The 23,717-nt window shown below is 72.9% G+C and carries 19 protein-coding genes; 6 read left to right on the top strand and 13 right to left on the bottom strand.

From position 1 onward, the window contains the following. Nucleotides 1-166 precede the first annotated feature (166 nt). Together lipA and lipB are read right to left on the bottom strand one after the other, a co-directional pair. Nucleotides 167-1,135 (bottom strand): lipoyl synthase, encoded by a 969-nt coding sequence (gene lipA, locus SVTN_RS10685; RefSeq protein ID WP_041128874.1) that lies wholly within the window; start codon nt 1,133-1,135, stop codon nt 167-169. Between the two features lie 104 nt (nt 1,136-1,239). Beyond that, a complete protein-coding gene (lipB, locus tag SVTN_RS10680; protein WP_041133767.1) occupies nt 1,240-2,061 on the bottom strand; it encodes a lipoyl(octanoyl) transferase LipB in 822 nt (273 codons plus the stop codon). Nucleotides 2,062-2,349: 288 nt separating this feature from the next. Between lipB and SVTN_RS10675 the strand changes: the two genes are divergently transcribed. Continuing rightward, nucleotides 2,350-3,825 (top strand): NsdA family TPR-like regulatory protein, encoded by a 1,476-nt coding sequence (locus tag SVTN_RS10675; RefSeq protein ID WP_041128873.1) that lies wholly within the window; start codon nt 2,350-2,352, stop codon nt 3,823-3,825. 537 nt (nt 3,826-4,362) lie between these two features. Here SVTN_RS10675 and SVTN_RS10670 read toward each other — a convergent pair. Continuing rightward, nucleotides 4,363-5,724, bottom strand: a complete 1,362-nt coding sequence (locus SVTN_RS10670; protein ID WP_078908284.1) for an FAD-dependent oxidoreductase — start codon at nt 5,722-5,724, stop codon at nt 4,363-4,365. A gap of 191 nt (nt 5,725-5,915) precedes the next feature. Then, nucleotides 5,916-6,836 (bottom strand): TIGR01777 family oxidoreductase, encoded by a 921-nt coding sequence (locus tag SVTN_RS10665; protein WP_099055184.1) that lies wholly within the window; start codon nt 6,834-6,836, stop codon nt 5,916-5,918. A gap of 155 nt (nt 6,837-6,991) precedes the next feature. Between SVTN_RS10665 and SVTN_RS10660 the strand changes: the two genes are divergently transcribed. Next, complete coding sequence (locus SVTN_RS10660) at nt 6,992-7,474, top strand: GNAT family N-acetyltransferase (RefSeq protein ID WP_245727490.1); 483 nt, start codon at nt 6,992-6,994, stop codon at nt 7,472-7,474. A gap of 38 nt (nt 7,475-7,512) precedes the next feature. Here the strand turns inward: SVTN_RS10660 and SVTN_RS10655 are convergent, their stop codons facing one another. Continuing rightward, a complete protein-coding gene (locus SVTN_RS10655; RefSeq protein ID WP_041128872.1) occupies nt 7,513-8,205 on the bottom strand; it encodes a TetR family transcriptional regulator in 693 nt (230 codons plus the stop codon). A 118-nt stretch (nt 8,206-8,323) separates the two neighbouring features. Here SVTN_RS10655 and SVTN_RS10650 point away from each other — a divergent pair, with 118 nt between their 5' ends. Then, nucleotides 8,324-9,118, top strand: a complete 795-nt coding sequence (locus tag SVTN_RS10650) for an SDR family NAD(P)-dependent oxidoreductase (RefSeq protein ID WP_099055183.1) — start codon at nt 8,324-8,326, stop codon at nt 9,116-9,118. Next, nucleotides 9,118-9,255: a hypothetical protein gene (locus tag SVTN_RS44200; RefSeq protein WP_159026433.1), complete on the top strand. Its 138-nt coding sequence runs from the start codon at nt 9,118-9,120 to the stop codon at nt 9,253-9,255. The genes SVTN_RS10650 and SVTN_RS44200 overlap by 1 nt, the downstream gene beginning before the upstream one ends. 410 nt (nt 9,256-9,665) lie before the next feature. Here SVTN_RS44200 and SVTN_RS10645 read toward each other — a convergent pair whose 3' ends face one another. Continuing rightward, complete coding sequence (locus SVTN_RS10645; protein ID WP_041128871.1) at nt 9,666-10,187, bottom strand: DUF4240 domain-containing protein; 522 nt, start codon at nt 10,185-10,187, stop codon at nt 9,666-9,668. Between the two features lie 121 nt (nt 10,188-10,308). Here SVTN_RS10645 and SVTN_RS10640 point away from each other — a divergent pair, with 121 nt between their 5' ends. Further along, nucleotides 10,309-11,229, top strand: a complete 921-nt coding sequence (locus SVTN_RS10640) for an SDR family oxidoreductase (RefSeq protein ID WP_041133762.1) — start codon at nt 10,309-10,311, stop codon at nt 11,227-11,229. Between the two features lie 112 nt (nt 11,230-11,341). Here SVTN_RS10640 and SVTN_RS10635 read toward each other — a convergent pair whose 3' ends face one another. Beyond that, nucleotides 11,342-12,304 (bottom strand): helix-turn-helix transcriptional regulator, encoded by a 963-nt coding sequence (locus SVTN_RS10635; RefSeq protein WP_041128870.1) that lies wholly within the window; start codon nt 12,302-12,304, stop codon nt 11,342-11,344. Between the two features lie 18 nt (nt 12,305-12,322). Then, complete coding sequence (locus SVTN_RS10630; RefSeq protein WP_041133761.1) at nt 12,323-13,291, bottom strand: Lrp/AsnC family transcriptional regulator; 969 nt, start codon at nt 13,289-13,291, stop codon at nt 12,323-12,325. 92 nt (nt 13,292-13,383) lie between these two features. Between SVTN_RS10630 and SVTN_RS10625 the strand changes: the two genes are divergently transcribed. Continuing rightward, the gene (locus SVTN_RS10625) at nt 13,384-14,793 is read left to right on the top strand and encodes an MFS transporter (protein WP_052499646.1); all 1,410 of its coding nucleotides are present in this window, start codon (nt 13,384-13,386) and stop codon (nt 14,791-14,793) included. A gap of 64 nt (nt 14,794-14,857) precedes the next feature. Here SVTN_RS10625 and aceE read toward each other — a convergent pair whose 3' ends face one another. The 5 genes from aceE to SVTN_RS10600 form a co-directional block, all read right to left on the bottom strand. Next, nucleotides 14,858-17,563, bottom strand: a complete 2,706-nt coding sequence (aceE, locus tag SVTN_RS10620) for a pyruvate dehydrogenase (acetyl-transferring), homodimeric type (protein ID WP_041128869.1) — start codon at nt 17,561-17,563, stop codon at nt 14,858-14,860. Nucleotides 17,564-17,865: 302 nt separating this feature from the next. Further along, nucleotides 17,866-18,489 (bottom strand): GntR family transcriptional regulator, encoded by a 624-nt coding sequence (locus SVTN_RS10615; protein WP_041128868.1) that lies wholly within the window; start codon nt 18,487-18,489, stop codon nt 17,866-17,868. 131 nt (nt 18,490-18,620) lie between these two features. Next, nucleotides 18,621-20,426: a 2-oxoglutarate dehydrogenase, E2 component, dihydrolipoamide succinyltransferase gene (gene sucB, locus SVTN_RS10610; protein WP_041128867.1), complete on the bottom strand. Its 1,806-nt coding sequence runs from the start codon at nt 20,424-20,426 to the stop codon at nt 18,621-18,623. Nucleotides 20,427-20,488: 62 nt separating this feature from the next. After that, nucleotides 20,489-21,877, bottom strand: a complete 1,389-nt coding sequence (gene lpdA / locus SVTN_RS10605; RefSeq protein WP_041128866.1) for a dihydrolipoyl dehydrogenase — start codon at nt 21,875-21,877, stop codon at nt 20,489-20,491. Nucleotides 21,878-22,156: 279 nt separating this feature from the next. Next, nucleotides 22,157-23,662, bottom strand: coding sequence for a leucyl aminopeptidase (locus SVTN_RS10600; RefSeq protein ID WP_041128865.1), 1,506 nt, complete (start codon nt 23,660-23,662; stop codon nt 22,157-22,159). Nucleotides 23,663-23,717 lie beyond the last annotated feature (55 nt).

The following is a 23,717-nucleotide window of genomic DNA, read 5'->3' as shown; positions in this document are numbered from 1 at the left end:
CAAACACTGATGAAACGTTGATGCGGCCGGTCGGGCGAGTGGGGGAACGACGATGCGGCCCGTACGTCCCCGCTGAGCTGCGGGGTCGTACGGACCGCATCGAATTCGGCCAGTACCGGCCGGTAACTACTTGTGCGCCGATTCACACGGCGGGCGCGTGGAGCGATCAGACCGCCTGCGTGGCGTTGTCCACCGCGCCGCGCTTCTCGATCGCCTGCTGGTACAGCCGGCCCGCGCGGTACGAGGAGCGGACCAGCGGGCCCGACATCACACCGGAGAAGCCGATCTCGTCGGCCTCCTCCTTCAGCTCCACGAACTCCTGCGGCTTCACCCAGCGCTCCACGGGGTGGTGCCGGACCGAGGGGCGCAGGTACTGGGTGATCGTGATGAGCTCGCAGCCCGCGTCGTGCAGCTGCTGGAGCGCCTCGCTGATCTCCTCGCGGGTCTCGCCCATGCCGAGGATCAGGTTCGACTTCGTGACCAGACCGTAGTCGCGGGCCTGGGTGATGACGTCCAGGGAGCGCTCGTACCGGAAGCCCGGACGGATCCGCTTGAAGATCCGCGGGACGGTCTCGACGTTGTGCGCGAAGACCTCCGGGCGGGAGTCGAAGACCTCCTTCAGGAGCTCCGGCACCGCGTTGAAGTCGGGGGCCAGCAGCTCGACCTTCGTACGGCCGTCGGCGCGGTCCGCCGTCTGCTGGTGGATCTGGCGCACGGTCTCCGCGTACAGCCAGGCGCCGCCGTCCTCCAGGTCGTCGCGCGCGACGCCCGTGATGGTGGCGTAGTTCAGGTCCATCGTGACGACCGACTCGCCCACGCGGCGCGGCTCGTCACGGTCGAGGGCCTCGGGCTTGCCCGTGTCGATCTGGCAGAAGTCGCAGCGCCGGGTGCACTGGTCACCGCCGATGAGGAAGGTCGCCTCGCGGTCCTCCCAGCACTCGAAGATGTTGGGACAGCCCGCCTCCTGGCAGACCGTGTGCAGGCCCTCGCTCTTCACGAGGCCCTGCATCTTCGTGTACTCCGGACCCATCTTCGCGCGGGTCTTGATCCACTCGGGCTTGCGCTCGATGGGGGTCTGGGCGTTCCGGACCTCCAGGCGCAGCATCTTGCGTCCGTCGGGGGCGACTGCGGACACATCGGCTCCTGTAGCTTCGATTCTTCGGCGCACACCAGGGTACGCCCGTTGCTTCCATGCCTTGCTCTACGCGTGGCCAACCCGTGGCCAGAGCCCGGCATTCCTCAGGCCGAGGCCCGTACCGCCTGGCCCGCGCCTTCGCGCTCGATCTCCCGCGGCTTCAGGTCCGCGTTCTCCAGGACGTCCCGCAGGTGCCTCTCCACGACCGGGAGCACCTCCTCGATCGTGACGTTCCGGCCCAGCTCGTTCGCGAGCGAGGCCACGCCCGCGTCCCGGATGCCGCACGGGATGATCCGGTCGAACCAGGTGTTGTCCGGGTTCACGTTGAGGGCGAAGCCGTGCATGGTGACGCCCTTGGCGACCCGGATGCCGATCGCGGCGAGCTTGCGGTCCTCGCGGCGCTGGCCGGCGTTGGACGGGGCGTACTCGGGACCGTTGAGGCGCGGGTCGAACTCCTCGTCCGTCAGCCGCGGGTCGAAGTCCAGCGACAGGCCGCCGATCGACGGGCGCTGCTCGACCGGGTCGCCCAGGACCCAGACCCCGCTGCGACCCTCGACCCGCGTCGTCTCCACGCCGAACTCGGCGGCCGTACGGATCAGGGCCTCCTCCAGGCGGCGCACGTGCGCGACGACGTCCACCGGGCGGGGCAGCTTCATGATCGGGTAGCCGACCAGCTGGCCGGGGCCGTGCCAGGTGATCTTGCCGCCGCGGTCCACGTCCACCACCGGCGTCCCGTCCAGCGGCCGCTCGTTCTCCTGCGTGCGCCGGCCGGCCGTGTAGACAGGCGGGTGCTCCACCAGCAGACAGGTGTCGTCGATCTCGTCGGCGAACCGTGCGGCGTGCACTTCGCGCTGCTTGTCCCAGGCCACCTGGTACTCGACGGCTTCCTCGCCGAACCCAAGGCGGACGAATCGCAGCTCACTCACGGCCATGCCTCCTCCTGGGTGCCGGGAACCGGGGACCGGGGATCATCCCGGGCCGGCTCGGCACCATGCGTCATTCGCGCCCATGCCACTGTACGGCGGCGCCGGGGACGCCCCTCCGGCAGGTGGACGGCGGCGCCTACGTCAGCGATGCCGTCAATCCTCACACGATCGGATGAATGTGGGGCGAAGGTGGCGGTACGGGCCGTGGAGACCGCTAAATTCACGCCGTTCCATGAGGGTCCGACGGGGCTGCCGCCCGGACCCGGAAGGCAGGAGACCGCACAGCTGATGACGGAACGACCACCGCAGCGCATCCCGAACCGCCAGCTCGCCGCGCTCATCGCCGAAGCCGGGTTCTCCAACGCGGGGCTCGCCAGACGGGTCGACCAGCTCGGTCTGGAACACGGCCTCGACCTGCGGTACGACAAGACCTCCGTGACCCGCTGGCTCCGCGGACAACAGCCGCGCGGCACCACCCCCGCCCTCATCGCCGAGGTCTTCACCCGCCGCCTGGGCCGCCGCCTCTCCGCCCAGGACCTCGGCCTCGACGCCTGCGCGCCCGTCTACGCGGGCCTGGAGTTCGCCGCCACCCCCGAGGAGGCCGTCGACATCGTCAGCGGCCTGTGGCGCAAGGACTCCGGCAGCCACGCCGAACTCCGCAAGATCGCCTTCACCCCGGCCGGCCTCGTCGTCCCCAGCCGCGACTGGCTCATCGGCCGCGCCGACGACCGGGTCGCCCGCGGCGAACCGGCCCCCGCCGCACCCCGCGCCTCCGCCGGGCCGCCCCCGCACGACCTCCGGGTCCCGCCCCAGGGCCGCTTCTCCGTACCCCGCCAGCGCGGTACGGACCGGGGGCCCGGCCAGCGGGTCTCCAGCGGCGACATCGCCGCCCTCCGCTCCGTCGGCGAACTCTTCCGCACCCTCGACCACGCCTACGGCGGCGGGCACGCCCGGCAGGCCCTCGTCCGCTACCTGGAGCACGAGGCCGAGCCCATGCTGCGCGGCACGTACGGGGAGTCCACGGGCCGCCGCCTCTTCGCCGCGGCCGCCGACCTCACCCGGCTCGCCGGCTGGACCTCGTACGACATCGCCGCCCACGGCCTCGCCCAGCGGTACTTCGTCCAGGCGCTGCGCCTCGCCCAGGCGGCCGGGGACCGGGCCTACGGCTCGTACGTGCTCCTCACCATGAGCTGCCAGGCCGTCTACCTCGGCCACGGGCGCGAGGCCGTCCAGCTCGCCCGGGTCGCCCAGCAGGGCGTCGGGCCCGCCGCGCCGCCCGTCGTCCAGGCGATGCTGCACGCGGTCGAGGCGCGGGGCCACGCGGTCCTCGGCGAGGCGCGGGCCTGCAGCGCCTCCCTGGTCCGGGCGGAACGGGCCCTGGAGGCGGCCCGGCCGGGGGACGAGGTCCCGTACTGGGCCCGCCACTTCGACGAGGCGCAGCTCGCCGACGAGCTCGGACACTGCCACCGGGACCTCCAGCAGTACCGGCCCGCCGCGCAGCACGCGGAACGCGCGCTCCAGCTCCGGGCGCCCGGCTACGCCCGCAGCCGGTTGTTCTGCCGCGTCGTCCTGGCCACGTCGCGCCTGGCCCTCGGCGAACTGGACCAGGCGTGCGCGCTGGGCGCGGAGGCGGCGCAGCAGGCCTCGGAGATGCGGTCGGCCCGTGCGGTGGAGTACGTCCGGGACTTCGAGCGCCGGCTTGAGCCGTACCGCGACGCGGCGGCGGCCCGCACGTACCGCGACCGCGTAGCCGCCCTCGGCTGACGCCCCCGCCCCGTGTGGGCCCGCGCCTGCGCTGGGCGGCGCCCCCCGTGCGGGCGGCGCGGCTCCGGGACCTCCGCGCTGCCTGCGCGCCCCGCGCCCGGCTGGGCTTCGCCCGCCCGGGGCTTCGCCCCCGCCCCCGTGTGGCTCCGCGTTTGGGCGGGCGTCGCCCCGCCGCCGTGTGGGCAATCGTCCCCCAGGGCGGGACGGGTGGGCACACGGGACGGCGCGCTTCAGCGGCGCCTCCGCGTTCCGCGCCTGGACCCGCACCCCGGCGGCGCCGTCACTCGCGGTGCGGGTCGGGGCGCGGGAGCCTCGGGCGCCGGGAGGGCGCGGGTCCGTTGTGCCCACCCGTTCCGCCCTGCGGAACGATTGCCCACAACGGCGGGGCGCCGCCCACAACGGGGGCGGCGGGGGCGCCGCCCCGGACGGGCGCCGCCCGCAACGGGGTGGGCGCCGTTCGGGCGGGTGGGCACCGCCCCAGCGGAACGGGTGGGCACAACGGCGGTGGCACGCGGCGCCCACGACAGGGCGGTCCCGTCAGGCCGCTGCGTCTCGTTCCGGTAGGGGCGTGCGGACGCCCAGGTCCCTCAGGAGGGACGTCGTCGCGCGGTGGGCCGAGGCCAGGGCGCCCCCGACCGTGCTCGCGTCGCGGTGGTCGCCGCACACGTACAGCCCCGCAAGCAGGCGGACCGAGCGGTGGGTGTCGTGCGGGGGCGGCATCGCGGGGACCGCCTCCGGGGTGTGGTGGAGGGCCAGGAGCTCCCAGTCGTCCGTCGAGGTGCCGTAGAGCGTGGCCAGGTGTTTGCGGACCCGGCGTTCCGTGTCGTCCGGCGGGGTGCCGAGGACCGTCGAGGTGATCAGGGCCCGGCCCGCCGGCGCCCGCGTCGGGTCGACCGTGCTCATCACCGCCGTGTGGGCCACCGGACCGCCCGGGTCGGACTCCAGGAGCAGCGTCGGGTCCCCGCACGGCGCCACGGGGGCCGTGTGGTGCAGGACCGTGACCGGGTGGAAGGCGGGGACCCGCAGGCCCGGGAGCAGCCCGGCCGCCGTGCGTGCCCCCGTGGCCAGGAGGACCGAGCGGCAGCCGATGACCCCGTGCTCGGCCGTCGTGACCCGGGAGACCGACACGTCCGTGACCCGGACGCCGGTCCGGACCGTGCCCGGCGGCAGTCCGGCCGCAAGCCGCGAGGGCAGCGCCGCCGAGCCGCCCTCGGGGACGGCCGGCCTGCCGCGGGCGAAGGCCCGTAGCGCCAGGTCCGCCTGACGGCTCGACATGCCGAGGTCCGGATCGGCGAGGAGCGCGGCGAGCAGCGGCCGCAGCACCCCCTGGACCGTACGGGCGGGGAGCCGGGACGTCAGGGCCTCCCTGGCGGTCCGCTCCGGCCGGGTCAGCAGTCGCGCCGTCGGCGTCGCGGCGAGTCGGACGAGGGACGCGCCGAGCCGCGCCTGGTCGAGCGAGGCGGCCGGATTCCGGGGGGCGCTCGCGAGGGCGCGCGCCATGCTGAACGCTCCCCCCACGCCCCGGTGGACCCCGCCGCCCCGCTGGCCGGCCGCCCGGCGCGGGTGCGGGACGCCCCACCGCGCGTACCGCCCGTCGCTGTGCACGAGCACCCCGGGGGCGAAGGGGCGGAGGGCGAGGCCTTCGAGGCCCGGCACGGTCCGCAGTTCCTCGGGCGAGAGGGTGAGCAGCGGGCCCACCCGGTCGAGCAGGAAGCCGTCGACGTCGTCGGTGGCCAGCCGGCCGCCGATCCGCGGTTCCGCCTCCAGGACGGCGACGGCGAGCCCGGCGCCGGTCAGCCGGTGCGCGGCCGCGAGCCCCGCGGTCCCGGCTCCTACGATGACGACGTCGACGGTCTCCACGACGTCCCTGTGCTGTGCGCTGATTGCGGTACTGAGCACGTGCCCCTCCCCAGGTAGGCGCCGCCGGTGGGAGGCCTTATGCCCCCAACGGGCCTCCGGAATGCCCGAGTTCGCGTTCGTATCGAACAGCGGGCATCGAACGGTGGGCGTCGAGCCTAGGAGGCACCCGCACGGAAGTCGGCCCGCGCGCGGCGGGGTGCACGCAGCACGGGGGAGCGCAGACGCACCCGCTAGCGGAGCGCCGCGCGGATCGCGTCGTCGATCGTCGGGAAGGCGAAGTCGAAACCGGTCTCCAACAGCCGCCCCGGCAGCACCCGCTGACTGCCCAGCACGTCGTCGGCGAAGTCGCCGAGGACGACCTTCAGGACGGGCGCGGGGACGGCGAAGAGGGTCGGGCGGCGCAGCACGCGGCCCATCGCCGCCGTCACCTCGCGGTTGGTGACGGGCTCGGGGGCCGTCAGGTTCACCGGACCGGAGAGGGCGGGGGTGTCGACGAGATGGCGCAGGGCGGCCACCTCGTCGTGGAGGGAGATGTGCGACCAGTACTGGCGGCCGTCGCCCATCCGCCCGCCGAGCCCGGCGCGGAAGACGGGGAAGAGCCGTCCCCAGGCGCCGCCCTCGCGGGCCACCACCAGGCCCGTACGGGCGTAGGTGACCCGGATGCCGGCCTCCTCGGCGGGGGCGGCCGCAGCCTCCCACTCCACGCAGACCGAGGGCAGGAAGCCCGTACCGGCGGGGGCGCTCTCGTCCACCGCGCGCGTGCCGGTGTCCCCGTACCAGCCGAGTGCCGTGCCGCAGACCAGCGCCTCCGGCGGGTTCGCGAGCGAGGCGAGCGCCTGGGAGATCGCCGTCGTGCCGAGCACCCGGCTGTCCCGGATCTCCTTCTTGTACGCCTCGTTCCAGCGGCGCTCGCCGACGCCGGCGCCCGCCAGGTGCACGACGGCGTCGACGCCGACGAGCCCGGCGGCGTCCACGTAGAGACGCTCGGGGTCCCACTCGACCTCGTCGGCGGTCCGGGCCGGGCGGCGGACGAGGCGGAGGACGTCGTGGCCGTCGGTGCGCAGGGAGCGGACGAGGGCCGAGCCGATGAGCCCGGAGGCGCCGGTGACGGCGACACGCTTGCGGATGGGGGAACGCTGCATGGTGACCATCCTGCCCTCCCGGAAGGCCGTGTGGTCACCCTCCTGCCCTCCCGGAAGGCGGCCTGGTCGCCCTCCTGTCCTCCCGGAAGGCCGCCCGGTCGCCCTCCTGCCCTCCCCGCCCGCTGCGTGGCACAGTGGCCGCCATGATCGTGCCGGAGACGCAGATGCGCATACGTACCGCCGTGCAGGACGACGACGCCGCGCTCGCGGAGCTCGACCGGGCCACCTGGTCGACGCTTCACGCAGTGCAGCCCCTTCCGGAGCCGGGCGCGCCCTTCTTCGACGAGCGCCACCTGCCCGGGCACTACCTCGTGGCGGTGGACGGGGGAGCGGTCGTCGGTTTCGTCCGGGTGGCGCCGCCGACCCCGCTCGCCGCCACCGCCCACGTCCGCCAGATCCAGGGCCTCGCCGTGGCCGAGTCCGCCCGGGGCAAGGGCGTCGCCCGGGCGCTGCTGCGGGCCGCGATGGACCGGGCCCGGGAGGAGGGCGCCGTCCGGATCACCCTGCGGGTCCTCGGGCACAACGCGCCGGCCCGCGCGCTCTACGCCTCGGAGGGCTTCGCGGTCGAGGGCGTGCTGCCGGGGGAGATCTTCCTCGACGGGGCGTACGTGGACGACGTCCTCATGGGTCGGTCGCTACGGAGCTGAGGAGCTTCGCGGCATCCGCGTACCGCACGGGCCGGTTGCTACGGAGCTGAGGCCTCCCCCGTCCCGTCCCGCAACAGCCGCATCCCGCCCATCAGTTCCCGCAGGCACCGCACCGCGAGGGCGGCCGGTGAGCCCTCTCCGAGCTCCGGGGCGTCCGTCTCGGCCCAGCTCTCCAGGGCGATCCGGATCGCGTCGGTGGCCGCCGCCGCCGCGAGCCGTACCTCCAGCGGGTCGGCGTCCGGCCCCGTGAGCCCGGCGACGACCTCGCGCAGGCGCTCCTCGGACTCCTGGTTGACCCGGTACCAGACGGCCCGGAGGGCGGGGTCCTGGGCGGCGGCCCGCAGCAGCCCGCGCGTCCAGCGCAGGCCCTCCGCGTCGGCCTCGCTCGACGGGGTGAGCGAGGCGGCGATCGAGCGCTCCAGGGCCTCGGGCAGGCCCGCGCCCGGTTCCGTCGCGGCGAGGAGTTCCCGCCAGCGGTCGGCGCCGCCCGCGAGGAGCGGGGCGACGGCGTCCTGCTTGGAGCGGAAGTAGCGGTAGAAGGTGCGCAGGGCGACGCCGGCCCGCTGGGCGATGTCCTCGGCCGTGGTGTCGTCGGGGCCGCGCTCGGTGAAGAGCTCGACGGCGGCGCGGGCGATGTCCAGCTGGGTGGCCGCCTTGCGCCGCTCCGTCAGCGAGGGGAGCGGGGGCGGCGAGGGGGTGGGGGGCGTGGCGCCCTCGGGCTTGGTGCTCACCCACGAAGCGTACGCCCGCGACTGCCGAACGTGCATGACGTGCAGGTGTGGCAAAACGTGCCACTCGGGCGTACGGTGGCAGCACCCCCGGAAAGCTTGACATCGAGAGGTTGCCGACATGAACCAGCTGACCCGTTACGAAGGACGCCGCGCACTCGTCACCGGCGGCGGCTCCGGCATCGGCCAGGCCACCGTCCTGCGCATGCTCGCCGAGGGCGGCCGGGTCGTCGCCGCCGACATCAGCGAGGACGGCCTCAAGGACACCGTCGCCAAGGCCGGCGACGCCGCCGACCGCCTCACCACGATCGTCGTGAACATCGGCGACGAGGCCTCCGTACGGGCCGGCGTCGCCGCCGCCGTCGAGACCCTCGGCGGCCTGGACGTGCTGGTCAACGCGGCCGGCATCCTGCGTTCCTCGCACACCCACGAGACGAGCCTCGACGCCTTCGAGCAGGTGATCCGGGTCAACCTCACCGGCACCTTCCTCATGATCCGCGAGTCGATCCCGGCGCTCCTGGAGGGCAACGACTCCGCCGTCGTGAACTTCTCCTCCACCTCCGCGATGTTCGCCCACCCCTACATGTCCGCCTACGCGGCCAGCAAGGGCGGCATCCAGTCCATGACCCACGCGCTCGCCGCCGAGTACGCCAAGCAGGGCATCCGCTTCACCGCCGTCCAGCCCGGCTCCATCTCCTCCGGCATGACCGACGGCTCCGGCGCCTCCAAGCAGTCGACGGGCCCCGGCCTGCCCGAGGACACCGACTGGTCCCTCTTCGCCAAGCTCGCCCCCGCCCTCGGCCAGGGCTTCGCCGGCCCCGAGACCGTCGCCGGCGTCGTCGCGATGCTCGCCTCCGAGGACGGCAGGTTCATCACCGGCACCGAGGTCCGCATCGACGGCGGGACGCACTTCTGATGACCGCCGCCGAGGTCTTCTCCGGCCGTACGGCCGTCATCACCGGGGCCTCCTCCGGCATCGGCGCCGGCCTCGCCCGGCACTCCAGCCGTGCACGGACATGGTCCTCGGGCAGGAGAACCGTTCCTGGTGACTGAGCAGGAGCGAGTCCTGTTCAGCCGCACGCCCCGAACGGTCTTGGGCGCACTGGTCCCCGGCGTACTCAACCCCTGGGCAGCGACACGCATCGCGTGCGTGGTCCGGTCCAAGGAGGCCAGTTCCCTTACGACCTGGCCAAGTGGGTACGGACAGAAGGCGACGGAGAGGCCCCAGACCTTCTCTCCGGAGGAAAGGGGGCTCCGCACGCTGGCTCCGTTCCCGGTGTCCCAGATCACACCGCCACGTTAACCCGATCAGCCCAGGACGCCGCAAGCCTGCGACCGGACCATCACACGATCGAGCTAACTCGACCTCGCGCACTCCCCGGCGAGCAGTTACCAACCCCCGGCTCCAGCTGGGCTGAACCACCCGGGGGTGCGGATCCCCCATCCGCACCCCCGGTACCTTCCTACGCCGTCCCGAAGCGCTCCCACAGACGGGGGAAGCGGGCCGCGAGCACGTCGTCGTCCTCCAGGTCGAAGGGGGTGCCGAGCGGCTCCCCGCCCGGCATCGGGATGCCCAGATCGGGGGTCTCGGCGCCGGTCAGCGCCTCGTACGCCTCGTCCGCCGCGAAGCCGATCTCCTCACCGTCCCCGTCGATCTCCACGTCGAAGTCGCCGAGCAGCTCCGCCAGCGCGTCCGGATCGTGCACGCCCCCCTCGTACACCTCCCGGCCCTGGCCGATCAGCCAGCAGCGGAACGAGTCGAAGGTCTCCTCGGCCGCCCCGTCGAACAGCACGGCCGCGGCACCCCACAGATCCCAGAGGTACGCGCGGTTGAAGCGGGCCTCGAAATGGCGCGCGTAGTCCAGCACCGAGTCGGGGTCAAGCCGGGTCAGCCGCTCCACGAGCAGATCGGCCTGCTCCTCGGGGTCGCCCTCGGCTTCCTCGCGGGTGGCGTCGATCAGCTCCCAGAACTCGGTCTCGTCCATCACGGCACCAGCATCGTGGCTCGCGGAGTCCGACGCACCCGGAAAGCCCGAAATGAATCCGGATGGAATCCGGGCGGAATCCCGACAGAAGATGTCGTCTTTTCCTGTCAGCCTGGTGATCATGACGACTGAAACCACACCCCTGCGCGGACGGATCTGTCTGGTCGCCGGAGCCACCCGGGGCGCCGGACGGGCCATCGCCGTCCAGCTCGGCGCCTCCGGAGCCACCGTCTACGTCACGGGCCGCACCACCCGCGAGAAGCTCAGCGAGGTGGGCCGCGCCACGGAGACCATCGAGGAGACCGCCGAACTGGTGACGGCCGCCGGCGGCGAGGGCATCGCCGTCCCCACCGACCACCTGGAACCGGAGCAGGTCCGCGCCCTCGTCGACCGGATCGACCGCGAGCGGGGCCGGCTCGACGTCCTCGTCAACGACGTGTGGGGCGGCGAGCACCTCGTCACCTTCGGCAAGAAGACCTGGGAGATGGACCTTGACGGAGGTCTGCGGATGCTCGAACTCGGCGTGAGGACGCACGTCATCACCTCCCACGCGGTCCTGCCGCTGCTCACCCGCAACCCCGGCGGGCTCGTCGTCGAGGTCACCGACGGCACCGCCGCGTACAACGGCACCCGCTTCCGCGAGAACCTCTTCTACGACCTCGCCAAGAACGCCCCCATCCGGATGGCCTTCGGCCTCTCGAAGGAACTGGAGGAGTACGGCGGGACGGCCGTCGCCGTCACCCCCGGCTGGCTCAGGTCGGAGCAGATGCTCGCCGGCTTCGGCGTCACCGAGGAGAACTGGCGCGACGCCACCGAGAAGCTCCCCGACTTCGGCATCTCCGAGTCCCCGGTGTACGTCGGCCGTGCCGTCGCCGCCCTCGCCGCCGACCCCGACCGGCACCGCTGGACCGGACAGTCGCTCTCCAGCGCGCAGCTGGCCGGGGAGTACGGCTTCACGGACGCCGACGGCTCCCGGCCGGACGCCTGGGGCTTCATCCTCGCGAGCGAGACCGGAAAGCCGGACGTGGCCGACTACCGCTAGGACCCCGCCGGAGCCCTACCGCTAGAACTCTGCCGGAGCCCTACCGCTAGAACCCCGCAGCCTTACCGGTAGGACCCCACCGCAGCCCTACCAACAGAACCCCACCGGAGCCCTACCGGTAGAGCTCCGCCATGCCCCGGGCCGCCTCCGCGAACCGCTCCCGGAGCGCGGCCGGGGCGAGGACCTCCACCTCCGGGCCGAGACCGAGCAGCTGGCCGAAGGCGACCTCCTCGCTCTCCACCCGGAGCGTCACGGTCACCCGCCCCCCTTCGGCGTCCCCCGCCGCGAGCGCCTCCTCGGCCGCGGCACGGTCCGTCACGTACGGCAGCCTGCGCGCCCCCGCCTCCGTCAGCCGTACGACGACCTCGGCGCGCAGGATCGACCGGGCGAACTCCGCCGCCCGCTCCTCCCAGAAGACGGGCAGGTCGAAGTCCGGGTCCCGCTCGAACCGTTCCTCGCCCACGGCCACCGCCGTGAACCGGTCCACCCGGTACGTACGGAAGGAGGAACCCGAGCGCGCGCACACGTACCAGACGCCCGCCTTCAGGACGAGGCCGTACGGTTCGAGCTCCCGCTCCACCTCCTCGCCGTCCCCGCGCCGGTAGCGCGCCGACACCCACCGGTCGTCCCACACCGCCTCCGCCACCGGCGCGAGCAACTCCGGGGTCTCCGGCTCCTGGTACCAGCCCGGGGCGTCCAGGTGGAAGCGCCGCGCCGCCGAGACGGGGGCGTCGCGCAGCGAGGGCAGCAGGGCCGCGCTGACCTTCAGCCGGGCCGAGGAGGCCGCGTCCGCGAGCCCCATGTCCCGCAGCGCGCCCGGCAGTCCCGACAGGAACAGCGCCTCCGCCTCGCCGCGCTCCAGGCCCGTGAGCCGCGTGCGGTACCCGCCGACGAGCCGGTAGCCGCCGGCCCTGCCCCGGTCCGCGTACACCGGGACCCCCGCCTCGGAGAGGGCGAGGGCGTCACGGGTGACGGTCCGCTCCGACACCTCCAGCTCGGCGGCGAGTTCGGCGGCGGTCATGGACGGCCGGTTCTGGAGGAGCAGGACCATCTTGATGAGGCGGGCGGCACGCATGGATCCATCATGGAGGCCTCAACCACGCAGGGTGGCGGCGGCCTTGTACGTCCGCAGGACGGGTGCGGTCTCGATGCGCGTGATGGCGTCCAGGGCGATCCGCCGGGTCAGGTAGTGGTGCAGGGCCTCGGCGTCGGTGCACAGGGCGTGCGCCACCAGGTTGGTGGGGCCGGTGGTGGCGGCCACGAGGGCGAGTTCGTCATGATCGGCGAGGGCGGTGGCGACCTCGTCGAGGCGGCTCGGCGCGACCTGCATCCAGAGGAGCGCGGAGACGGTGACGCCGAGCACGGCCGGTTCGATGTCGATGTCGAAGAACAGCGCGCCGCGCGCCCGCAGCGCGGTCAGCCGGCGGGCCACGGTGGCGGGCGTGGACCCGGTCGCGGCCGCCAGGTCCGCGTAGCCGGCCCGGGCGTCCGTGCGCAGTGCGGCGAGCAGGCGGCGGTCGGCGTCGGTGAGGGCGTACGGAGCGGTGTCTGGGGCAGGGGCGGCCTCGGCGCGCAGCCGGGCCTCCTGCTCGGGTGAGAGGGCGCCGAGCCGGCCGCGCCAGGGGGTGGGCCCGCCGAGGTAGGTGTGCAGCAGATAGTGCGCGGAGACGCCGGTGACACCGGCGGTGCGCGGGATGTCGCGCAGCAGCAGGGAGTGGGCGTCCGGGCCGCCGGGCGCGGCATGGACGATCGCGACGATCTCGGTGCCGCCGGAGGTCAGCCGCACCCACGAGGTGTCGGGCCGGCGCGCCAGCGCGGCCGCCAGGTCGTGGGCGGTACGGGTGGCGGCGGTCAGCCGCAGGAACCACTGGTCCGTGTGCGCACTGCGCGGGTTCGGCAGCGCGACCACCCTCAGCCCGGCCTCGGCGTGCAGGCGGCGGTAGCGGCGCGCGACGGTCTGGGTGGAGGACCCGAGCACATCGGCGACGAGGGTGAACGGGGCGCGGGCGTCGACGTGGAGGGCGTGGATGAGAGCGCGGTCGAGCTCGTCGAGGATGAGCATGTTCGGCACGCTAGCGGGTCCGGATGGAAGAGATCGGCGATCTGCGCGCTGAACATGGAACCGGATGAGTGTCGGCCGCCACGGTGGTCCCCATGACACACCAGCCCACGACCCTCGCCCCGGCCCCGGCCCCGTACCGCTCTCGGTGGATCGCCCTGGTCGCGCTCCTCGTCGCGGAGGCCATGAATCTGCTCGACGCCACGATCGTCCAGGTCGCCGGGCCCGTCATCCATGACGATCTCGGCGGGGCCGTCGCCGCGATTCCCTGGTTCAGCGCTGCCTACACCCTCGCCTTCGCCCTCGGGCTGCTCGTCGCCGCCCGGCTCGGGGACATCGCGGGGCGCCGCCGGGTCTTCCGGATCGGCGTCGCGGCCTTCGCGGTCACCTCGCTGGCCTGCGCGCTCGCTCCGGGCACCGGCGTTCTCATCGGGATGCGCGCGGCGCAGGGGCTGGCCGCCGCGCTGATCATCCCGCAGACCCTCGGGCTCATCCGGGCCATGTTCGACGGCGACGAACTGTCCAAGGCGCTGGGCGCCATCGGGCCGGTCATGGGCCTGTCCGCCGTCCTCGGGCCGGTCCTGGGCGGCGTCCTCACGCACGCCGACGTCCTCGGCAGCTCGTGGCGCGCGGTGTTCCTGGTGAACCTGCCGCTCGCCGCCGTTGTGCTGGCCCTCGTCCCGCGGCTGCGCGAGGACCGCGCCCCCGTACGACCGCGTCTCGACCTCCTCGGCACTGCTTTGGCCATGGCCGGCACCGCGCTGCTCGTGGTCCCGCTCGCGGCGGGCACGGGGGTGCCGGGGGCGGGGGCCTGGGCCGCTGCCGGGCTCGGCGCGCTCGTTCTGGCCGGGTTCGTCGCCCACCAGCGCCGGGCGGCCGCCGCCGGCCGCACTCCGCTCGTCGAGCCCTCGCTGCTGCGGGGCCGGGCGTTCCCCTCCGCGCTGGCCACCTCGACGCTGTTCTTCGCCGTCATGAACGGCGTCATGATCACCGTGGTGCTCCAGCTGGAACTCGGCCTCGGCAGGGGCCCGCTCACCGCCGGCCTCACCCTGCTGCCCTGGTCCGCGGGCCTGGCCGTCGGTTCCGGGGCAGCAGGCAGCCGGCTCGTTCCCCGGTACGGCGGGGCCCGTGTCCTGGTCGCAGGCCTCGTCGTCCTCGCGGCAGGACTGGCCGCCGCCGCGCTCGCCCACCGGGCCGTCCCGGCCGGCGATTACCCCCTCGGCCTGCCCTTCGCGCTCGCTCTCGCCGGCCTCGGCGTCGGCCTGTTCACCGCGCCCTTCTTCACCCTGGCCCTGCGCCCCGTCTCCGACCAGGAAGCCGGCTCGGCCGCCGGTCTGCTCAACGCCGTCCAGCAGCTCGGCGGCACCCTCGGCGTCGCCGTCGTCGGCGGCGTCTACCTGACCGCCGCCGACGCCCTTCCGGCCCTGGGCACGGCCGCCGCCCTGCTCGCGGCGACCGCACCCGCCGCCTGGGCGATGCTGGCCCGGCCCCGTACCCGGAACTGAAACGACCGAGGGGCCGCCTCCGTATGTGCGTACGGATGCGACCCCTCGGACGGATGGGAGGCCCTTACAGGCCGTAGCGCTCGCGCGCCTCCTTCACGGCCGAGGCCGGGACCTCGCCGCGGCGGGCCAGCTGGGCCAGGGCCGCGACGACGATCGACTGGGCGTCGACGCCGAAGTGGCGGCGGGCCGCCTCGCGGGTGTCCGAGAGGCCGAAGCCGTCGGCGCCCAGCGAGCTGTAGTCCTGCTCGACCCACTGCGCGATCTGGTCGGGGACCTGGCGCATGTAGTCGGAGACCGCGAGGACCGGGGAGTCGATGCCCTCGAGTGCCTTGCGGATGTACGGCACCTGCTCCTCGCCGCGCAGGAGGGCCGCGTCGGCCTCCAGCGCGTCGCGGCGCAGCTCGGTCCAGGAGGTCGCGGACCACACGTCGGCGGCCACGCCCCACTCGGCGGCGAGCAGCTTCTGCGCCTCCAGGGCCCAGTGGATGGCCGTGCCGGAGGAGAGGAGCTGGATGCGCGAGGCGTTCGCGGGCAGCTCCAGGCCGGCCGACTCGGCCGTGTTGAAGCGGTAGAGGCCCTTGATGATGCCCTCGTCGATGCCGGACGGCTTGGCCGGCTGCGGCATCGGCTCGTTGTAGACGGTGAGGTAGTAGAAGACGTTCTGGTCCTCGCCCTCGGCGGCCTCGCCGTACATCCGGCGCAGACCCTCCTTGACGATGGCCGCGACCTCGTAGGCGAACGCCGGGTCGTAGGTCAGCGCCGCCGGGTTCGTGGCCGCGATGACGGGGGAGTGGCCGTCGGCGTGCTGGAGGCCCTCACCGGTCAGGGTCGTACGACCGGCGGTCGCGCCGACGAGGAAGCCGCGGCCGAGCTGGTCGCCGAGCTGCCACATCTGGTCGGCGGTCCGCTGCCAGCCGAACATCGAGTAGAAGATGTAGAACGGGATCATCGCCTCGCCGTGCGTGGAGTACGCGGTGGAAGCGGCGATGAAGTCGGCCATCGAACCGGCCTCGGTGATCCCCTCGTTGAGGATCTGGCCGTTCTTGGCCTCCTTGTAGTACATCAGCTGGTCGCGGTCGACCGGCTCGTACGTCTGGCCCTTCGGCGAGTAGATGCCGAGGGAGGGGAAGAGGCTCTCCATGCCGAAGGTACGGGCCTCGTCCGGGACGATCGGGACCCAGCGCTTGCCGGTCTCCTTGTCGCGGATCAGGTCCTTGATCAGTCGCACGAACGCCATCGTCGTGGCCATCGACTGCGAGCCGGAGCCCTTGTCGAAGGCGGCGAACGCCTTGTCGGCCGGGGCCGGCAGCGGGGCGAGCGCGTGGGTGCGGCGGGCCGGGGCCGGGCCGCCGAGGGCCGCGCGGCGCTCCTGGAGGTAGCGCACCTCGGGGGAGTCGGCGCCCGGGTGGCCGTAGGGGACCACGCCGTCGACGAACTGGGCGTCCGAGATCGGCAGCTCAAGAAGGTCACGCATGTTCTTGAACTCGTCCGTCGTCAGCTTCTTCATCTGGTGGTTCGCGTTCTTCGACGCGAAGCCCTCACCCAGGGTGAAGCCCTTGACGGTCTGCGCGAGGATGACCGTCGGCGCGCCCTTGAACTCCAGGGCGGCCTTGTACGCGGCGTACACCTTGCGCGGCTCGTGGCCACCGCGGGAGAGGTGGAAGCACTCGAGGATCTTGTCGTCGGACAGCAGCTGCGCCATCGCGACGAGCGCCGGGTCCTTGCCGAAGAAGTCCTGGCGGATGTAGGCGGCGTCGCGGGTCTGGTACGTCTGGACCTGCGCGTCCGGGACCTCGCGGAGGCGGCGGACGAGCGCACCGGTGGTGTCGAGCGCGAACAGCTCGTCCCAGGCGTTGCCCCACAGCGACTTCACGACGTTCCAGCCGGCGCCGCGGAACTGGGCCTCCAGCTCCTGCACGATCTTGAAGTTGGCACGGACCGGGCCGTCGAGGCGCTGCAGGTTGCAGTTGATGACGAAGGTCAGGTTGTCCAGACCCTCGCGGGCCGCCAGGGCGAGGGCCGCGGTCGACTCGGGCTCGTCCATCTCGCCGTCACCGAGGAACGCCCACACGTGCGAGGCGGAGACGTCCTTGATGGAGCGGTTGGTCAGGTAGCGGTTGAAGCGCGCCTGGTAGATCGCGGAGAGCGGGCCCAGACCCATGGAGACGGTGGGGAACTCCCACAGCCAGGGGAGGCGGCGCGGGTGCGGGTAGGAGGGCAGGCCGTTGCCGCCGGACTCCTGCCGGAAGTTGTCGAGGTGGGCCTCGTTCAGGCGCCCGTCGAGGAAGGCGCGGGCGTAGATGCCGGGGGAGGCGTGGCCCTGGATGTAGAGCTGGTCGCCGGAACCGTCGGCTTCCTTGCCCTTGAAGAAGTGGTTGAAGCCGGTCTCGTAGAGCCAGGCCGCGGAGGCGAAGGTGGCGATGTGGCCGCCGACGCCGTGCTTGGAGCCGCGGGTGACCATCGCGGCCGCGTTCCAGCGGTTCCACGCGGTGATCTTCCGCTCCATCTCCTCGTCGCCGCCGAACTCGGTGATCGAGGGCTCGGCGGAGGTGGGGATGGTGTTGACGTAGTCCGTCTCCAGGAGCTTGGGCAGGGCCAGGCCCGCGCCCTCGGCGTGCTGGAGGGTACGACGCATCAGGTAGGCGGCCCGGTGGGGGCCGGCGGCCTTGGTGACGGCGTCCAGGGAGGCCGCCCACTCGGCGGTCTCCTCGGTGTCACGGTCCGGGAGCTGGTCGAGCTCGCTCGGAATCTTGCCTACGGGATCGGTCATGATCGCCGCCTTCCGGACAGATGAGGGTGGAGATAAGGGGGCCTTGTCTGGCAGGACAGGGCGATGGGCCGGGTGGCGGCCCGCCGAAGACTGTAAACCGGCGATCGATGATCGATCAAAGGGTTGAAGGCGAAAACCTCTTCGGATCGAGAAAGTCGGCACAGGGTGCCAAGGAAAAGGGCACCCGGTGCCTTGTTTTCTGTCCTGTTTTCGCAGGTGGGGCTGGTTGTATGAGGGTGCGCGCGCACGAATGAGCGGGCCCGTCGGAGGACGGACCCGCTCACTGTGCGTACATCCGTGGCTCAGGCTCGCGGGGCGCAGCCCAGGACGTGCGCCTTCACCAGGGCACCGATGTTCGGGTCGCCCCGCCGGAAGGCCTCCACGAGCTCCTGGTGCTCCTCCGCGTACGACTTCTGGACCGTGCCGAGCCAGCGGATCGACAGGGCCGTGAAGACCTCGATGCCGAGCGTCTCCCAGGTGTGCAGCAGGACGCCGTTCCCGGCCGCCTTCACCAGCTCCCGGTGGAAGGCCACCGTGTGCCGCACCTGCGCCGTCCCGTCCATGGCCGCGTCCGCCTCGTACAGGGCCGCCACGTGCGGCTCCAGGGCCGAGCAGTCCGCCGCGAGCCGCCCGGCCGCCAGCTCGGCCGCGATCTGCTCCAGACCGGCGCGTACGGGGTAGCTCTCCTCCAGGTCGGCCGCGGTCAGGTTGCGGACCCGGACGCCCTTGTTGGGCGCGGACTCGATCAGCCGCAGCGACTCCAGCTCGCGCAGCGCCTCGCGGACCGGGGTCTGGGAGACCTCCAGCTCGGTCGCGATCCGGCGCTCCACGATGCGCTCGCCCGGCTTCCAGCGCCCGCTGACGATCCCCTCCACGATGTGCTCGCGGATCTGCTCGCGCAGCGAGTGGACGACGGGGACGGTCATGAAGCGGCTCCTCGGGGAGTGTTGACCCTTAGACAATACGGCGGCGCCCCCGTCCGGAAACACTTCCGGGCGGGGGCGCCGCAGGTGAGGCTCGTTACGTTGCCTTATCGGCAGCGTGCCTCATCCGTGCCTTACAGACCGAGGTCGACCTCGAACTCGCCGGCCTCCAGGATCGCCTTGACGGCCGTCAGGTAGCGGGCGGCGTCGGCGCCGTCCACCAGACGGTGGTCGTAGGAGAGCGTCAGGTAGGTCATGTCGCGGACGCCGATGACGGTGCCCTCGGCGGTCTCGATGACGGCCGGACGCTTGACCGTGGCACCGATGCCCAGGATGGCGACCTGGTTCGGCGGCACGATGATCGTGTCGAACAGCGCACCGCGCGAGCCGGTGTTGCTGATGGTGAAGGTCGCACCGGACAGCTCGTCCGGCGTGATCTTGCTGGCGCGGACCTTGCCGGCCAGCTCGGCCGTGGCCTTGGAGATGCCGGCGATGTTCAGGTCGCCCGCACCCTTGATGACCGGCGTCATCAGACCCTTCTCGGAGTCGACGGCGATGCCGATGTTCTCCGAGTCGAAGTACGTGATGGTGCCCTCGTCCTCGTTGATCCGGGCGTTGATGACCGGGTGGGCCTTCAGCGCCTGGGCCGCCGCCTTCACGAAGAACGGCATCGGGGAGAGCTTGACGCCCTCACGGGCGGCGAACGCGTCCTTGGCGCGGGCGCGCAGCTTCATCAGCTTGGTGATGTCGACCTCGACGACCGAGGACAGCTGGGCCTGGCCGTGCAGCGCCTTCATCATGTTGTCGCCGATGACCTTGCGCATGCGGGTCATCTTGACCGTCTGGCCACGCAGCGGGGAGACCTCCAGGGCGGGGGCCTTCGCGGCGGCGGCCGGAGCGGCGGCGACGGGAGCGGCAGCGGCGGCCTTCTTGGCCTCGGCGGCCGCGAGGACGTCCTGCTTGCGGATGCGGCCGCCGACGCCGGAGCCCTTGACGGACGCCAGGTCGACGCCGTTCTCGGTGGCGAGCTTGCGGACCAGCGGGGTCACGTACGCGCCGTCCTCGGCCGGGGCGGCCGCGGGGGTCGCCGGGACCGGGGTCACGACGGCCGGAGCGATGGACGGGGCGGCGGCGACCGGAGCGGCCGGAGCCGGGGCCGGGGCGGCCGGGGCGACCGGCGCGGGGGCCGGAGCCGGAGCGGCCGGGGCGGCCGGAGCCGGAGCAGCGGCAGCCGGAGCGGCGGCGGGGGCCGGAGCAGCGGCGGGGGCCGGAGCGGCGGCCGGGGCCGGGGCGGCGGCGGCCGGAGCGGCACCCGCGGCACCGATGACGGCCAGCTTGGCGCCGACCTCGGCGGTCTCGTCCTCGCCGACGACGATCTCCAGGAGAACGCCGGAGGCGGGGGCGGGGATCTCGGTGTCGACCTTGTCCGTGGAGACCTCGAGCAGCGGCTCGTCGGCCTCGACGGTCTCGCCGACCGACTTCAGCCAGCGGGTGACGGTGCCCTCGGTGACGGACTCGCCGAGCGCCGGCAGGACGACGTCGGTGCCCTGGGCGGCACCGGCGGGGGCGGCGGCCGGAGCCTCGGCGGCGGGCGCCGGGGCGGCGGGGGCCTCGGCCACGGGGGCCGGAGCGGCCGGGGCCTCGGCGGCGGGCGCCGGGGCGGCCTCGGCGGCCGGGGCCGGAGCGGCGGCCGGAGCGCCGGAGCCGTCGTCGATGATGGCCAGCTCGGCGCCGACCTCGACCGTCTCGTCCTCGGCGACCTTGATGGAGGCCAGGATGCCCGAGGCGGGGGCGGGGATCTCGGTGTCGACCTTGTCGGTCGAGACCTCGAGCAGCGGCTCGTCGGCCTCGACGCGCTCGCCCTCGGCCTTGAGCCAGCGGGTGACGGTGCCCTCGGTGACGCTCTCGCCGAGCGCCGGCAGGGTTACGGAAACCGACATGGTTTCAGTTGCTCCTAACGAATTGCGGAAAGTGGTCGTCGCGCCCTGTGATGACGTGAGCGTCAGTCGTGGGAGTGCAGAGGCTTGCCGGCCAGGGCCAGGTGGGCCTCGCCGAGCGCCTCGTTCTGCGTCGGGTGGGCGTGGATGAGCTGCGCGACCTCGGCCGGCAGCGCCTCCCAGTTGTAGATCAGCTGCGCTTCGCCGACCTGCTCGCCCATGCGGTCACCGACCATGTGGACGCCGACCACGGCACCGTCCTTGACCTGGACGAGCTTGATCTCGCCCGCGGTCTTGAGGATCTTGCTCTTGCCGTTGCCCGCGAGGTTGTACTTCAGGGCGACGACCTTGTCCGCGCCGTAGATCTCCTTGGCCTTGGCCTCGGTGATGCCGACGGAGGCGACCTCGGGGTGGCAGTACGTCACCCGGGGCACACCGTCGTAGTCGATCGGGACGGTCTTCAGACCGGCCAGGCGCTCCGCGACGAGGATGCCCTCGGCGAAGCCGACGTGCGCGAGCTGGAGCGTCGGGACGAGGTCGCCCACGGCCGAGATCGTCGGCACGTTGGTGCGCATGTACTCGTCGACCAGGACGTAGCCGCGGTCCATCGCGACGCCCTGCTCCTCGTAACCGAGACCGGCGGAGACCGGGCCGCGGCCGATGGCGACCAGGAGGACCTCGGCCTCGAAGGTCTTGCCGTCGGCCAGGGTGACCTTGACGCCGCTGTCGGTGTACTCGGCGGACTGGAAGAAGGTGCCGAGGTTGAACTTGATGCCGCGCTTGCGGAACGCGCGCTCAAGAAGCTTCGAGCTGTTCTCGTCCTCGACCGGGACGAGGTGCTTCAGGCCCTCGATGACGGTGACGTCGGTGCCGAAGGACTTCCACGCGGAGGCGAACTCGACGCCGATGACGCCGCCGCCGAGGATGATCGCGGACTCCGGGACCCGGTCCAGGGTCAGCGCGTGGTCCGAGGAGATGATCCGGTTGCCGTCGATCTCCAGACCCGGCAGGGACTTCGGCACGGAACCCGTGGCCAGGAGAACGTGACGACCCTCGACGCGACGGCCGTCCACGTCGACGGAGGTCGGGGAGGACAGGTGGCCGGTGCCCTCGATGTAGGTCACCTTGCGGGAGGCGACGAGACCCTGCAGACCCTTGTACAGGCCCGAGATCACGTCGTCCTTGTACTTGTGCACGGCCTTGATGTCGATGCCCTCGAAGGAGGCCTTGACACCGAACTGCTCCGCCTCGCGCGCCTGGTCGGCGACCTCGCCGGCGTGGAGCAGGGCCTTCGTCGGGATGCAGCCGTTGTGCAGGCAGGTGCCGCCGAGCTTGTTCTTCTCGATCAGTGCGACGTCCAGGCCCAGCTGCGCTCCGCGCAGCGCCGCGGCGTAACCGCCGCTACCGCCGCCGAGGATCACTAGGTCGAAAACGGTGCTGGCGTCGTTCGCCACGTCACGTCCTCCATGCATGTGCGCTCGTCGCCGGTCGTCGACGACCGGGCGGCGGCTGGTGTCCGGCCGCTTTATTTCGGCCCTGTGGTGGGGGCCCTGTCCTGCCGAGAACCCATCTTCGCACTTGTTGACGGGCGACGGGACGCGGGGCCGGGCTCTGAGACGGCCGATCGTCCGTACGGCGGGCTCACGAGCACGGACGAACCTACGGATTTCGTCGTCGGCGAACAGGTACGGCCCCGGGCTCGGAGCCCGGGGCCGTACCTGTCACGGGTGCGATCAGAGCTCGCCGGCCGCCGTGCGCTCGGCCAGCTTCACCAGGGTGCGGACCGAGGAGCCGGTGCCGCCCTTCGGGGTGTAGCCGTACGGGGCGCCCTCGTGGAAGGCCGGGCCCGCGATGTCCAGGTGGGCCCAGGTGATGCCCTCGCCCACGAACTCCTGCAGGAAGAGACCGGCGACCAGGCCGCCGCCCATCCGGACGCCCATGTTCGCCATGTCGGCGGTGGGGGAGTCCATGGTCTTGCGCAGGTCCGCGGGGAGCGGCATCGGCCAGGACTGCTCGCCGACCTCCTCGGCGATCTCGTGGATCGCGGTCCGGTAGTCGTCGTCGTTGGCCATGATGCCGAAGGTGCGGTCGCCCAGGGCCAGGACCATGGCGCCGGTCAGGGTCGCCACGTCGACGATCGCGTCCGGGTGCTCCTCGGAGGCCTTGGTGATCGCGTCGGCGAGGACGAGCCGGCCCTCGGCGTCGGTGTTCAGGACCTCGACGGTCTTGCCGCTGTACATGCGAAGGACGTCACCCGGGCGGGTGGCGGAGCCGGACGGCATGTTCTCCGCGAGGGCGAGCCAGCCCGTGACGTTGACCTCGAGGCCGAGGCGGGACGCGGCGACGACGGCGGAGAACACGGCGGCGGCGCCGCTCATGTCGCACTTCATCGTCTCGTTGTGGCCGGCCGGCTTCAGGGAGATGCCGCCCGAGTCGTAGGTGATGCCCTTGCCGACCAGGGCGAGGGTCTTCTCCGCCTTCGGGTGGGTGTAGGCGATGCGGACCAGGCGCGGCGGGTTCACGGAGCCGTTGCCGACGCCGAGGATGCCGCCGAAGCCGCCCTTGGTGAGCGCCTTCTCGTCGAGGACCTGGACCTTGAGGCCGTGCTCCTTGCCGGCGGCCTGGGCGACGGCGGCGAAGGCGGCCGGGGTCAGGTCGTTCGGCGGCTGGTTGATCAGGTCGCGGGCGCGGTTGATCTCCTCGGCGATCGCCTGGGAGCGCTCGGCGGCGGCCTTGTGGGCCTTGTCGCGCGGCTTGGCACCGAGCAGGGCCACCTCGGCGAGGGGCTTCTTCGCGTCCTTGCCGTCCTGGTACGCGGTGTAGGCGTACGCGCCGAGCAGGGCGCCCTCCGCGATGGCGCCGGCGTCCTCGGCGGTGGCGATCGGCAGCGCGAACGCGGCCTTCTTCGAGCCGGTCAGGGTACGGGCGGCGGTGCCGGCGGCGCGGCGCAGGGTCTCCGCGCCGAAGGACTCGCCGTCCTCGGGGGCCGCGCCGAGGCCGACGGCCAGGACGACGGGGGCCTTGAGACCGGCGGGGGCGGGCAGCTTCGTCGCCTCACCTTCGGCACCCGAGGCGCCCAGGGTCTCCAGGACGGCGGCGAGCCGGCCGTCGAAGGCCTTGTCGACGGCCTCGGCGCCCGGGGCGACGACGAGCGTCTTCCCGGACTTCGCGACGCCGACGACGAGGGCGTCGGCGCGCAGCGTCGCCGCGCCGGCAGTGCTGAGAGTGAGAGCAGTCACGGTGGTGAAATCTCGCTTCCATTGAGTTCTGTGGCGGTCGAGGGATGGGCCGACC

It is taken from the genome of Streptomyces vietnamensis (assembly GCF_000830005.1).
GTDB lineage: Bacteria > Actinomycetota > Actinomycetes > Streptomycetales > Streptomycetaceae > Streptomyces > Streptomyces vietnamensis.
The sequence above is the reverse complement of the archived record's forward strand: the minus strand, read 5'-3'. Positions and strand labels throughout refer to the sequence as shown.